This is a genomic window from Embleya sp. NPDC059213, assembly GCF_042754445.1.
Lineage (GTDB): Bacteria > Actinomycetota > Actinomycetes > Streptomycetales > Streptomycetaceae > Embleya.
Window position 1 is genome coordinate 19,932 of the sequence record NZ_JBHZAV010000103.1, and the last position, 12,983, is coordinate 32,914.

The 12,983-nt window shown below is 73.2% G+C and carries 12 protein-coding genes; 7 read left to right on the forward strand and 5 right to left on the reverse strand.

Annotation, left to right across the window (positions count from 1 at the left end; translation table 11 throughout):
* Window positions 1–158: 158 nt before the first annotated feature.
* Together ACFXMF_RS30675 and ACFXMF_RS30680 are read left to right on the forward strand one after the other, a co-directional pair.
* Complete coding sequence (locus ACFXMF_RS30675; RefSeq protein ID WP_360306932.1) at window positions 159–971, forward strand: TetR/AcrR family transcriptional regulator; 813 nt, start codon at window positions 159–161, stop codon at window positions 969–971.
* Window positions 968–2,629, forward strand: coding sequence for an FAD-binding dehydrogenase (locus tag ACFXMF_RS30680; protein ID WP_379990559.1), 1,662 nt, complete (start codon window positions 968–970; stop codon window positions 2,627–2,629). Before ACFXMF_RS30675 ends, ACFXMF_RS30680 begins: the two co-directional genes overlap by 4 nt.
* A 31-nt stretch (window positions 2,630–2,660) precedes the next feature.
* Here the strand turns inward: ACFXMF_RS30680 and xylB are convergent, their stop codons facing one another.
* Both xylB and xylA read right to left on the reverse strand, forming a co-directional pair.
* Window positions 2,661–4,094, reverse strand: coding sequence for a xylulokinase (gene xylB, locus ACFXMF_RS30685; RefSeq protein WP_380020871.1), 1,434 nt, complete (start codon window positions 4,092–4,094; stop codon window positions 2,661–2,663).
* A 1-nt stretch (window position 4,095) separates the two neighbouring features.
* Complete coding sequence (gene xylA / locus ACFXMF_RS30690; RefSeq protein WP_379990936.1) at window positions 4,096–5,253, reverse strand: xylose isomerase; 1,158 nt, start codon at window positions 5,251–5,253, stop codon at window positions 4,096–4,098.
* Window positions 5,254–5,416: 163 nt separating this feature from the next.
* Here xylA and ACFXMF_RS30695 point away from each other — a divergent pair, with 163 nt between their 5' ends.
* Window positions 5,417–6,655, forward strand: a complete 1,239-nt coding sequence (locus ACFXMF_RS30695; protein ID WP_360306944.1) for an ROK family transcriptional regulator — start codon at window positions 5,417–5,419, stop codon at window positions 6,653–6,655.
* A 90-nt stretch (window positions 6,656–6,745) separates the two neighbouring features.
* Here ACFXMF_RS30695 and ACFXMF_RS30700 read toward each other — a convergent pair whose 3' ends face one another.
* Window positions 6,746–7,672: an amidohydrolase family protein gene (locus ACFXMF_RS30700; RefSeq protein WP_360306946.1), complete on the reverse strand. Its 927-nt coding sequence runs from the start codon at window positions 7,670–7,672 to the stop codon at window positions 6,746–6,748.
* Between the two features lie 146 nt (window positions 7,673–7,818).
* On the opposite strand from ACFXMF_RS30700, the gene ACFXMF_RS30705 reads away from it, so the two are divergent.
* From ACFXMF_RS30705 to ACFXMF_RS30720, 4 genes are all read left to right on the forward strand, one after another.
* Window positions 7,819–8,907: a hypothetical protein gene (locus ACFXMF_RS30705; protein WP_379990938.1), complete on the forward strand. Its 1,089-nt coding sequence runs from the start codon at window positions 7,819–7,821 to the stop codon at window positions 8,905–8,907.
* 61 nt (window positions 8,908–8,968) lie between these two features.
* Complete coding sequence (locus ACFXMF_RS30710; RefSeq protein ID WP_360306952.1) at window positions 8,969–9,517, forward strand: hypothetical protein; 549 nt, start codon at window positions 8,969–8,971, stop codon at window positions 9,515–9,517.
* Between the two features lie 64 nt (window positions 9,518–9,581).
* Entirely contained in the window at window positions 9,582–10,382 is an 801-nt protein-coding gene (locus ACFXMF_RS30715) for an SDR family NAD(P)-dependent oxidoreductase (protein WP_379990939.1), read from the forward strand.
* 49 nt (window positions 10,383–10,431) lie between these two features.
* Window positions 10,432–10,713, forward strand: coding sequence for a hypothetical protein (locus ACFXMF_RS30720; RefSeq protein ID WP_360306958.1), 282 nt, complete (start codon window positions 10,432–10,434; stop codon window positions 10,711–10,713).
* Window positions 10,714–10,867: 154 nt separating this feature from the next.
* Here ACFXMF_RS30720 and ACFXMF_RS30725 read toward each other — a convergent pair whose 3' ends face one another.
* Together ACFXMF_RS30725 and ACFXMF_RS30730 are read right to left on the reverse strand one after the other, a co-directional pair.
* Window positions 10,868–11,992: a winged helix DNA-binding domain-containing protein gene (locus ACFXMF_RS30725; protein WP_379990940.1), complete on the reverse strand. Its 1,125-nt coding sequence runs from the start codon at window positions 11,990–11,992 to the stop codon at window positions 10,868–10,870.
* Window positions 11,989–12,983: zinc-binding dehydrogenase (locus ACFXMF_RS30730; RefSeq protein WP_380020873.1), on the reverse strand; the 995-nt coding region annotated here is incomplete at its 5' end. The genes ACFXMF_RS30730 and ACFXMF_RS30725, both read right to left, overlap by 4 nt.

Below are 12,983 nucleotides of genomic sequence, written 5' to 3' on the forward strand. Positions count from 1 at the left end.
GGTCACCCCTGTCGAGCGGCGCAGCGGCCGTCGCGGTGATGGAAACCGGGCAAGTGAAAGATTTTCAGCCTTGGTGGAAAACCGAACGGCCGATAGAGTTTTTTCTCCGCGGGCCGCTGCCATCCGCATGAGGCCATCGAACAGCGAGGAGGCGGCGCGTGACCGCGTCATCCGAAACGGCGGGCGGAGTGGCGAAGGCGCGTGTCGAGTTGCCGAGTCGTTCGGCTGCGGGGCGCAAGCGTGGCGCGTATGCCAAGACGGAGGCGCGTCGTACCGAGATTTTGGACGCCGCCCTGGCCGCGTTCGGCAGGTCCGGCTATCGCGCCGGGTCCGTCCGCGAGATCGCCAAGCTGGTCGGCATGAGCCCGGCCGGCATGCTGCACCATTTCGACAACAAGGAAACGCTGCTCGCGGCGGTACTGGAACACCGCGAGGGCATCGCCCACCGGGTCGCCTCGCGGCACGGCATCACCGGTCTGGACACGCTGGTCGGGCTGGTGGAACTGGCCCGCTACAACTCCACCCACCGCGGCATCGTCGAGCTGTACTGCATCGTCTCCGCCGAGGCGACCGCGGCCGACCACCCGGCGCACCCCTACTTCGTCGCCCGCTACCGACGCGTCCGCACCCGGATCGCCGAAGCCCTGGAACACGCCGCCCGCAAGGGCGAACTGCGGGCCGGCGTGGTCCCCGCCCGGGCCGCCCGCGCCGCCGTCGCGCTGATGGACGGCCTCCAGGTGCAGTGGTTGCTCGAACCCGACGAGGTCGACATGCCCGGCGAACTCGCCGAACACTTCGCCGCCTTGGTCAAACCGGGCGCATGGCGACGTGCCCTCGCCGCCGCCCTCGCCCCGACCGGGTACGAGGGCTTCCCCGACGACCGACCCGGCTCCGCGAAGAACATGGCCGGCCCCGGCGCGGGGAACTCACCCGACGCCCACAACACGCCGATCGAGGAGGTTGGGCCATGACCGATCACGCGGACGTCATCGTCGTCGGTGCCGGACTGGCAGGTCTGGTCGCCACGTACGAACTGACCCGGGCCGGGCGACGCGTGCTCGTCGTCGACCAGGAGAACGAGGCCAATCTCGGCGGCCAGGCGTTCTGGTCGCTCGGTGGCCTGTTCTTCGTGGACAGTCCCGAGCAGCGTCGGATGGGTATCAAGGACTCGCACGAGCTCGCGCTCGCCGACTGGTTCGGCTCGGCGGGGTTCGACCGGGACCGCGAGGACCGCCGGCCCCGCGAATGGGCGCACGCGTACGTCGACTTCGCCGCCGGCGAGAAGCGCCGCTACCTGCACGACCTGGGGCTGCGGGTGATGCCGACGGTCGGCTGGGCGGAGCGCGGCGCGGGGACCGCGAGGGGGCACGGCAATTCGGTGCCTCGCTTCCACCTGACCTGGGGCACCGGGCCCGAAGTGCTGCGGGTCTTCCTGGAGCCGGTGCTGGCCGCCGCGGCGCGGGGCCTGGTGACGTTCCGGTACCGGCATCGGGTGGACGAGATGCTCGTGCAGGGCGGCGCCGTCGTCGGCGTGCGCGGCACCGTGCTCGCGCCGTCCGTCGAACCGCGCGGCGTTCGTTCCTCGCGCGAGCCCGCGGGCGAGTTCGAACTGCGCGCGCAGGCCGTCGTCGTCACCTCCGGCGGCATCGGCGGCAATCACGAACTGGTGCGCGGGAACTGGCCGGTGGACCGGATCGGCCCCGCACCCACGTCGATGATCACCGGCGTCCCGGCCTACGTCGACGGCCGGATGCTGGGCATCACCGAACGCGCCGGGGCCTCGGTGGTGAACCAGGACCGGATGTGGCACTACACCGAAGGCATCCGCAACTGGGACCCGATCTGGCCCGACCACGCCATCCGCATCATCCCCGGCCCGTCGTCCCTGTGGTTCGACGCCGGCGGACACCGGCTGCCCGCGCCCCTGTTCCCCGGCCACGACACACTCGCCACGCTGCGCCACATCGTCGGCACCGGGTACGACCACACGTGGTTCGTGCTGACCCGCGCCATCGTGGAGAAGGAGTTCGCGCTGTCGGGGTCCGAGCAGAACCCCGACATCACCGGCAAGGACCTCAAGGCGGTGCTGTCCCGGACCAGGAAGGGCGCACCCGGCCCGGTGCAGGCGTTCCTCGACCGCGGCGAGGACTTCGTGGTCGCCGACACGCCGCGCGCCCTCGTCGACGGCATGAACGCGATCAACCCGGGTCCGACGCTGGACCCGGCCGCGATCGAAGGCGAACTGCGGGCCCGGGACCGCGAGATCGACAACCCGTACGGCAAGGACCTGCAACTCATGTCCGTCCGCAACGCCCGCGCCTACTGGCCGGACCGGTTCACTCGCGTGGCCAAACCGCACCGCATACTGGACCCGGCCAACGGACCGCTCATCGCGGTACGCCTGCACATCCTCACCCGCAAGAGCCTCGGCGGCCTGGAAACCACCCTCGACTCCCAGGTCGTCCACCCGGACGGCTCACCTTTCGACGGCCTCTACGCGGCCGGCGAGGTGGCCGGCTTCGGCGGTGGCGGCGTGCACGGATACAACGCCCTGGAAGGCACCTTCCTCGGCGGCTGCATCTTCTCCGGCCGCGCCGCCGGCCGCGCGCTGGCGCGGCGCCTCGGCTGACCCTTTCGCAACCGGGTCACCGGGCCGCCGCTCAGGCTCGGTGGGGATCCGCGCGGTCGAGGATGTGCGGGCGTGCCGCGGCGTATCGGCGGCGCACGGCGGCGTCGTCGCGGTGCGGGCGATGGGTGTCGCCGGACGTCCCCCAGTTCGGTGGGTGCGGGTCGCCGGTCAGGGTCCAGGCAGCCTGGCGGGCGGCGCCGATGGCGGCGTACTCGGCGGGTTCGGGTACGTGGACCGGGCGCTGGTCCAGGGCGGGCGCGATGTCGGTGACCGCCGCCGAGCGGGCCGCGCCGCCGGTGAGGACGATCCGCCGACCGGTGACGCCCGACGCGGTCAGCGCGTCGACGGCGTCGGCGAGTCCGCACAACATGCCCTCGACGGCGGCACGGGCGAGGTGGGCCGGGGACGCGGTGGCGGTGGTGAGGCCGTGGATGGCGCCGGTGGCGTGCGGCAGGTCGGGCGTGCGCTCGCCGGCCAGGTACGGCACCAGCACCAGGCCGTCGGCGCCGGGGGGTGCGGACAGGGCGAGTTCGGCGAGCCGGGTGTGGTCCACGCCGAGCAGGCCGGCGGCGGCGTCCAGGACCCGGGCGGCGTTGAGCGTGCAGACCAGCGGCAGGAACCGTCCCGTGGCGTCGGCGAACCCGGCGACGGCACCCCCGGCGTCGGCGGTCGGGTGGGGGGAAGTGGCGTACGCGGTACCCGAGGTGCCGAGGGAGACCACGATGTCGCCCGCCGCCGCGCCGAGTCCCAGGGCGGCGGCCATGTTGTCCCCGGTACCGGCACAGACCAGGGCGCCGCCCGCCGTGCTGCCCGCCGGCTCTCGGGGGCCGAGCACACGCGGTGTCGCCGCGTCGTGTCCCAGTGCGAGCCGGAGCAGGTCGTGCCGGTAGGCGCCGGTGGCCGGCGACCAGTAGCCCGTGCCGGAGGCGTCGCCGCGGTCGGTGGTCCACTCGGCCGGACCAGCGCCGCGCAGGCGCCCGGTGAGCCAGTCGTGCGGGAGGCAGACGGTGGCCACGCGGGCTGCGGCGCGCGGTTCGTGTTCGGCGAGCCAGCGCAGCTTGGCGACGGTGAACGCGGCGACCGGGACGCTGCCGACCGCGTTCGCCCACGCGGCCGGGCCGCCGAGTTCGGCCACCAGGTCGGCGGCCGCGCCGGCGGAGCGGGTGTCGTTCCACAACAACGCGTCGCGGACCACCCGGCCGTCCTCGTCGAGGCAGACCATGCCGTGTTGTTGCGCCGCGACGCTCACGGCGGCGACGTCGTCGATACCGCCGGCGTCGGCCGCGGCCCGTTGCAGCGCGGTCCACCACGCCCGGGGGTCCGCCTCGGTGCCGTCGGGGTGGGGAGCGCGGCCGTGGCGGACGACGGCTCCGGTCGTGGCGTCGCAGACGACGACCTTGCACGCCTGCGTGGACGAGTCGACGCCGGCGACCAGGCGCGGGTGGGCCGTGCGGGGGAGGGCCATCTCAGCGGGCCCCGAGCAGGTGCTCGATCGCCAACTGGTCCAGCCGCTCGTATCCGCAACCCCGGGCCGCGGCGGCGTCCGGGTCGAACTCGTCCAGCGCCAACTGCGCGGCGGTCTCCCCGGGTTCGAGGGTCGGCCGGGCCAAGTCGGCCGCGCCGGCGGCGGCGAGGGCCGCGCGCACCTCGGGGTCGGCGCGAAACGCCCGAGCGCGCTCGCGCAGCAGCAGGTAGGTGCGCATGTTGGCGGCGGCGGACACCCACACGCCGTCGGCGTCCTCGGTGCGCAGCGGCTTGTAGTCGAAGTGTCGCGGACCCTGGTAGCCGCCGTGTTCCAGCAGGTCGACGAGGAAGAAGGCGCTCTTGAGGTCGCCGTGCCCGAAGACCAGGTCCTGGTCGTACCTGGGGCCGTGCTGGCCGTTGAGGTCGATGTGGAAGAGCTTGCCGGACCACAGGGCCTGTGCGACGCCGTGCGTGACGTTCAGCCCGGCCATCTGCTCGTGTCCGACCTCGGGGTTGACCCCGACCATCTCGGCGTGCTCCAGGCGCTCGATGAACGCGAGGGCGTGCCCGACGGTGGGCAGGAGGATGTCGCCGCGCGGTTCGTTGGGCTTGGGTTCGAGCGCGAACCGCAGGTCGTAGCCCTGCTCGCGGACGTAGCCGCAGAGGAAGTCGAGGCCCTCCTTGTAGCGATCCAGCGCGACCCGCACGTCCTTGGCCGCGTCGGACTCGCTGCCTTCGCGGCCTCCCCAGAACACGTAGGTGCGGGCCCCGAGTTCGGCGGCGAGGTCGATGTTGCGAAGGATCTTGCGCAGGGCGAACCGGCGTACGCCGCGATCGTTCGCGGTGAAGCCGCCGTCCTTGAACACCGGATGGGTGAACAGGTTGGTGGTCGCCATCGGCACGACCAGGCCGGTCGCGTCGAGCGCGGCCCGGAACGCCGCCACGCGCTTGTCCCGGACGGGCGCGGGTGCGCCGAACGGGAACAGGTCGTCGTCGTGGAACGTCACGCCGTACGCCCCGAGCTCGGCCAGCCGGTGCACCGCCTCGACGGGGTCCAGCGGAGCCCGGGTGGCATCGCCGAACGGGTCGCGGGCCTGCCATCCGACGGTCCACAGACCGAAGCTGAAGCGATCCTCGGGGGTGGGACGGGGAGTGGTCACGATGAGCCTCCGGTGGCCGGCATGCATTAAGTCCAGACAATGGATTAAAGTCGTGCCATCTGATCCCGTGACCTCGCCGGCTGTCAAGAGCCGCACCCGATCGGGATCGGCCGGCGCGGCACGCCGTCCCACCCGTACCCCGGCCTGTGAAAGGATCACCGCCATGCCTGCGCCGGAACTCCCCACGCGCGCCGGCACCATGCGCGAACGCAACCTGGCGTTGGTGCTCGCCGAAATCGCCCGGCGTCAGCCGGTGACCCGGGCCCGGCTCGCCGAGTCGACGGGCCTGACCAAGACCACCGTGGCCGCGCAGGTGGCCGTCCTGGAGCGATTGCGGCTCGTGGAGGGGGCGCAGCCGGTTCGCGAGGGTTCGCGCGGCCGTCCGGGCGCGCCGATCTCGCTCGCCCGCGGGCCCGTCGCGGCGCTGGGGCTGGAGGTCAACGGCCACTACCTGGCGGCCTGCGTGGTCGATCCGACGGGGGCGGTACGGCTGCGCGACACCGTCGCCGGCGACAACCGGGGCCGCGATCCCGGCGAAACGCTGGCCGCGCTCGGCGCCCTCGCCCGTCGTCTCACCGCCCTGGGGGCGGACATCGGGCTGGACGTGGTGGGCACGGCGGTCGCGTTGCCCGGCGTCCGCATCGGCGACCGGGTCAACGCGCCCAACCTCGGCTGGGACGCGGTGCCGGCGGCGGCGCTGCTGGCCGGCGCACTGCCCGATCAGCGGCTCGGACTCGTGGTGGACAACGAGGCGAACCTGGGTGCCCTGGGCGAATTGCGCTACGGCGCGGGACAGGGCGCGGGAAGCTACCTGTACCTGTCCGGCGAGACCGGCATCGGCGCGGGACTCGTGGTCGACGGCGACCTGTTCCGGGGCGCGCACGGCGCGGCCGGCGAACTCGGCCATGTGGTGGTCGACCCCGACGGGCCCGCCTGCGGTTGCGGCGGCGCCGGCTGCCTGGAGCAGTACGCGGGTCTGGACGCCGTCATGCGCGCGGCCGGCGTCCCGACGGCCGCCGGAACGCCGGCCCGGGTCGGCGGGCCCGGCGACGACCCGGCGGCGACGTCCGCCTCGCGAGTGGCCGAGCTGCTGGACCGCCTCGGCCGGGAGGATCGCCAGGCGCGTCTCGCCGTCGAGCGCGCGGGGCGCGGTCTGGGCATCGCGCTGATCGGCGCGGTGAACCTCCTGGACCCGGACACGGTCGTGCTCGGCGGGGTGCACGCCCGCCTCGCCGACCACCTGATCCCGCCCATCGAGGCGGCCCTCGCCCGCGGCGGAGGCCGACTGCGCGGCCGCGTCCCCACCGTCCGCGCGTCGGCACTGGGCTCGGAGAGCGCGGTACGCGGGGCCGCCGCCACCGTCCTCGCCCGGGTGTTCGCCGATCCACTCGCCATCGGCTGATCGAAGTCGACCAGCCGACGCCGCAGTTCGGTTCGGGCACAACGCCCGCGGACGGCGTGTGCTCGGAACGGCCGGGCGTCCCGATCGGGGCTATCCGGTCCGGCCGTCGCGGGTGAACCACAGGCGTCGGGCCGTGCCGCCGAGGACGGCTGCTCGGGCCGGCGCGTCGCGTCGCCGGATCGCGCGCCGGGCGAGCGCGAGCATGCCGGGGTAGTTCGGCGTCCGGGTCTGCGGGTGGTCGGATCCCCACGTCAACCGGTGCTCGCCGAACGCGGCGGCCAGGTCGTCGACGACATCCGCCGGGTCCTCCCCGGCCGCCTCGGCGGCGGTGAGCAGATGCGTGGTGACCTTCACGTGCAGATTGGCCAGGTCGGCGAGGGCCCGGACGGGCGCCCGCCCGGCCTGTCGGGACCGGGGGTCGGGGAATCCGCAGTGGTCCAGGGCGACGCGCAGCGCCGGGCGGGCCTGGATGTGCGGGCGCAGCAGGGGGAGTTGCCGGGTGAACGCGGTGAGTACGACCGTGAGTCCCGTTTCCGCCGCCACGTCCCAGACGGCCTGCGACGCGTCGTCGGTGAGCCAGGTCGGGTCGGGGGCCTGCGGGCCGCCCGAGACGGCGAAGAGCCGCACGCCGGTGACGAAGGACTCGTTCGCATGTCCGCGCAGTCCGCGGGCGGCGGCGACGGGATCCGCCATGTCGACGGCGACGACCGCCGAGGTGCGCTCCGGGTCGCGGGCGGCGGCGTCGAGCAGGTAGCGGCAGTCGTAGCCGTACGCCCCCACACCCTGCACCAGCACGGTCCGCGACACACCGGCGGCGGCCTGGGCGCGGAGCACTTCGGGGGCCGAACAGCCGCCGTCGCTCCAGTAGTCGGTGCCGTCGCCGGTGCCGGCGTCGAGGGGATAGCGGCGGGTGTCCGGCGACACGACGTGCACATGCGCGTCGATCACGGTGTCCGGGCCGTTCGGGATGTTCGGGTCGCTCGCATCGCCGTTCGTATCGGCGTTCGTGTCGCCCATGCCGCGCCCTTCGTCGAGATCTCGCAGAGATTCGAATATTCGAATGAGTAGATCGTTATTTCGAACGATACCTCTTGTGGTCGTGTCCGTGCCGCCCTAACCTCACACCCACTCGCCGCTCCGCCCCTTCAGCCCAAGGAATGCTCATGGTCGACTCCGCCCCGGCCGGACCCGCCCCCGACGCGGGCGCCGACACGCACGCCCTGCCCGACGATCTGCCCGAGACCGTGTACGCCTGGCTGGAGGCACGCGGGTGGGGGGACGGGTTGCCGGTGGTGGCCCCCACCGAGGAACGGGTCGCCGCGATGCTCGCCGGATACCCGGGCGATCCCGACGAGGTGATCGGTGTGCTGCCGCCGCGCCTGGGCGAGGCGACGCCCAGGGTGCTGGCGGTGAACGCGGTGATGGCGGGCTGCGCGGCCGGCATGTTGCCCCTGCTCGTCGCCGCGACCCGGGGGATGTGCGCACCGGAGTTCAATCTGCGCGGTGTGAACTCCACGACACACCCGGTGTCGGTGATGGTCGTCGTGCACGGGCAGGCGGTGGCCGCGCACGGGTTCAACTCCGGTACCGGGACGCTGGGTCCGGGCAACCGCGCGAACGCGACGTTGGGACGGGCGGTGCGCCTGGCCCTGCTGCACATCGGCGGCGGCACCGCCAAGGGCGCCGGGGACGCGGGGTTGGCGGACGCGGCGACCCACGGGCAGCCCTCGAAGTACACGTTCTGCTTCGCCGAGAACGCCGACGCCAGCCCCTGGGCGGTGTATCCGCGTTCGCTGGGGCTGGAGTCGCGCAGCGCGGTGACCGTGGCCGGGATGGAGAACCCGCACAACATCCACGACATGGAGACGCGCGGCGAGCCGGGGCCGATCCTGAACAAGATGGCGACCGTGATGGCCACGTTCGGGACGAACAACGCGGTCGTCTCCAGCGCCGAGTACTTCATCGTCCTGGGTCCGGAGCACGCGGCCACGATCGCGGCGGCGGGGTGGGCGCGGCAGGACGTGCAGGCGTACCTTTTCGAGAAGGCGCGGCGTCGCGCGGGCGATTTCCGGGCGAACTTCCGGTCCGCGTTGTGGCGTCCGTGGATGCGCGCCCTGGCCGACGACGACCTGCAACCGATGACCGAGTCCGCGGACAACATCCGGATCCTGGTCGCGGGCGGGCCGGGCAAACACTCGCTGGTGGTGCCGAGTTGGGGATTGACCCGCAGCGTCACCGTCCCCGTCGACTGACCGGCCCGCAGCGCCGCCCTGTCGCCTGTCGCCCCTTCCCCAACATGTCGAGGAGATCCCGATGACCGTGCACCTGCTCGACCCGTCCGGACGGGTCGGCGAACCGGCCAAGCAACTCGCCCCCGGACTGCCGGTGTTGACCGGCGCGCGCATCGCCGTCCTGGACAACCTCAAGCCGCACGCCGGCTACATCCAGGGAGCCGTCGCCCGACTGCTCGCCGAACGCACCGGCGCGGTCGTGACGCTGGAGATCCCCAAGTTCAGCGCGGCCCGGCCCGCCGAACCCGAAGTGCTCGACCGATTGCGCGAATCGGCCGATCTGATCATCACCGGTTCGGCGGACTGTGGTTCGTGCACCTCGTGGAGCTGCCACGACACCGTCGTGCTGGAACAGGCGGGCATCCCCACCCTGCTGCTGGCCACCGCCGGCTTCACCGAGATCGCCCGCCAGGTCTCCTCGCTGTACGGCATGCCCCAGGCACGCGTCCTCACCGTGCGCGGCCCGCTCGGCGGCTCGTCCGACAACGAACTCGACGCCATGGCCCTCGAAGCCCTGGAGGACGCCCTGGTCCTCGCGACGACCACCCCGTCCGCGCCCGATGCCGCCTGAAACGGCCCGAGTCGGCCCGCCGAGCACTCACCCCGCCACACCGAACGAAGTGGAGACACCTACCGTGCCGGACCCGACGAACCTCACCGACCGCGTCGCCCTGGTCACGGGCGGCGGCGCGGGGATCGGCCGGGCCATCGCCGTCCGGCTCGCGCGGGCGGGGGCACACGTCGCGGTCACCGACATCGTCCCCGAGGCCGCCCGGGAAACCTGCGAACTCGTGCGCGGCGTCGGCCGATCGGCCCTCGCGCTGATCGGCGACATGCGGGATCCGCAGCAGGTACAGGACCTCGTCGACGAAGCCGGCAGCACCCTCGGCCGCCTCCGCATCGCCGTCAACAACGTCGGCATGATGGGCAACCACCCCGCCGCCCCGTTCGTCGACTGGACGCCGCAGGCGATGTCGGACGTGGTCACGGGCAACCTGCTCACCACGATGTACGCCTGCCGCGCCGAGGCGGCCGCGATGATCCGCGATCGCACCGACGGCGTCATCATCAACGTCAGCTCGGGCGAAACCACCCGCCCCGCCCCCCGGTTGGCCCCGTACGGCGCCGCCAAGGCAGCGGTCAACCACCTCACCGGGACCCTCGCGGTCGAACTCGCGCCACACGGCATCCGCGTCAACGCGGTCGCCCCCGGGACCACCCTCACCCGCGAGGTCGAGGCCGCCCTCACCGCCGACTACATCCGGGCACTGCGCGCCGCCATCCCGCTGGGCGGCGAACTGTCCGCCCCCGAGGACCTGGCCGACCTCGTCCTGTTCCTCGCCTGCGACCTCGCCGCCCACACCACCGGACAGTTCCTCCTGTCCGACAACGGCGCGTTCCTCTCCCGCAGTCGGCCGCCACTCGACACGCACTGACCGCCGCCGACCCGCGCCGACCGCGCACTTCACGCGAACGGAGTACTCCATGACCCACCCGGACATCACCGACGACGCGGTATCGCAGGCGCTGGCCCCACTGGCCCGGGCGCTCGCCGCCGACGACTACCGACTCACCTGCGTGCGCCCGGCCGACCACCACGTGCTGATCACGGTCGACGCCGGACCGTCCGCCTGCGCCGACTGTCTCGTCCCGAAGGACCTCACCGAACGCATGGCCCTGCGGCACCTGCGCCCCCTGGCACCCACCGCCGGCTGGACCGTCGAGATCCGCTACCCGGCCGACGACCCGACGGAGACCGCACCGTGAGCGCCGTGCCCGATGCGATCGGCGTCGGCGGCGCCGCCGCCGCGTGGCGCTCGGGGTGGGCCCCGCGACGGCCGCCGAGTGCACCGACGGGACGGGAGCCGGACCGGGACCGGCCGGAGGGGTTCGGGCCACGGGTGGGTACCGGGGCGGGAGCTCAGGTCGGTCGGCTCGCGACGGGGTCGTCGTAGGACACCGACCGACCTGCGACGAAGGGCAGCAGCCGGGCGGCTTCCTGCTCCAGGGCGGCTCGATCGGTGCCGCGCAGCGGCCGGAACGGCGTGAGTCGCAGCGTCCCGGCGTCGAGGGACCACGTGCCGTGCACTCGGCCGTCCACCAGGAAGGTGGGCCGGACGCGCGCCTGGCCGGGCATCACCACCTTCCGGTCCTCGTCGCCGATGATCCGGGAGCGGTCGGCGTGGCCGAGCAGGGCGTTGTCGAAGGCGGGCAACAGCCGTACCGGAGCCGGCGTTTCGGGGTCGGGCAGCTCGGCGTCGGCCAGATCGATCAACTCCCTGCCATCGGGGCCGGACCAGTGGCGCAGTTCGGCACGCATCTCGGCGACGACCTCGCCGAGCCGGGTCAATCCGGACCAGACCTGGACGTCCTTCACCCCGGCCGGGCCGAAGCCGGCCAGATAGCGGCGGATCAGCTCCTTGGCCGCGTCCTTGGCGGCGGTCGGCGTCGCGGCGGTCGCCATCGGCCGTCCCAGCCAGACCTCGGCGGGCGTGACCGAGATCGCCGACCGGTTGCCCCACGAACCCCAGGTGCCGGTGGCCGCGCCATGGACGAGGGGCGTACGCAGTTCCACCAGCCCGGCCAGAATCCGGCCGTCGTGTCCCGGATGGCGTTCGGCCAACCGCCGGGCCAATTCCTTGCGCGACAGCGTCCCGCCCGCCAGCAGGTCGAGCCCCTCGGCCACCAAAGCCGCCGCGTCCAGGCCCGCGCCGTTCCGGGTGAAGTAGGGCGAGCCGGCCGTGCGGTCGAGCACGGGCTGCAGCAGCGGTCGCAGCCGCCGGAAGTCGTCGGCCGCGGCGAGGTGTTGGGTACTGCGGAGCAGCCCGGAACGGACCACCCGGCGGGCCTCGATCAGCGTGGTGAGCCCGGACGCGGTGAAGCCGTCGATCCTGGTCCACAGGCCGATGTAGGCCCAGTTGGGCTCCTGGGCCTGGAGCGCGACCAGCCGGCCGATCACCTCCAGCGGGGTGCGGTCGGTGCGCTCCAGCAGGAACTGCCGGTCCAGCAGTGCCCGGTTCAGGGCCCGGAGGGTGAGGGCGGTCACGGCAGACGCACCGAGACGTTGCCCCGGTGGGAACCCCGAAGCAGGTCGAGGAATGCCTGCGGTACGTCCTCGATTCCGCCCTCGACCACCGTCTGCGGACAGACGAAGCGGCCCTCGCCCAGCCACGTGACGAAGTGTCCGTGCCAGGCGGCGATCTGCTCGGGCGTGTGGTGGCAGGAGAACGGCAGCAGCTCGACGCCCCTCGCCTCGGCCGCCGCACGGTCGGGCTGCGGGAAGCGCTCCGCCGCGTCGCCGAGTTGGTCGGCCAGTGAGCCGCAGAGGGCAAAGCGGGCTCCGGGCCGGGCCGACCGGAGCGCGCCCCGATACTGCTCGCCACCCACCACGTCGAAGAAGACCGAGATGCCTTCGGGCGCGAGCTCCGCGAGTCGGTCGGCCGTCGGGCCGTCGTGGTAGTCGAACGCCGCGTCGTAGCCGAGTTCGTTCACCAGGTAGTCGACCTTGGCCGGGCTGCCCGCACTGCCGATCACCCGCGCCGCGCCGAGGCATTTGGCGATCTGTCCGGCCAGCGAGCCGACCCCGCCCGCCGCGCCGGAGACGAAGACCACGTCGCTCGGGCCGACGTTCGCCACCTCGGCCATGCCGTGGTAGGCGGTCGGTCCCTGGACGAGATGGTAGCCGGGGTCGGCGAACAGCTCGCGGTCGAGCCTGAGGTACGAGTCGGCCGGGCCGGCCGAGTACTCGCTCCAGCCGGTCGTCGACCGGACCAGGTCGCCGACCTCCAGATCGGGGTCGTCGGATCGCACCACCGTGCCGATCGTGGTCACCCCCACCCGCTGCCCCGGCTGCCAGGCCGGGACCGGGATGGCGCAGTCGGCCCGCATCAGCTCCAGGTAGGTCGCGGCGAGCCCGATTCGGTCGGTGCGCACCAGGACCTCGCCGTGCACCTCGGTCTCGGCGACGGTGAAATGGTCGAGCGTGGGGGCGCCGGTGATCTGGGCGGTCAACCGAATCTCACGGGTGAGCATGTGTC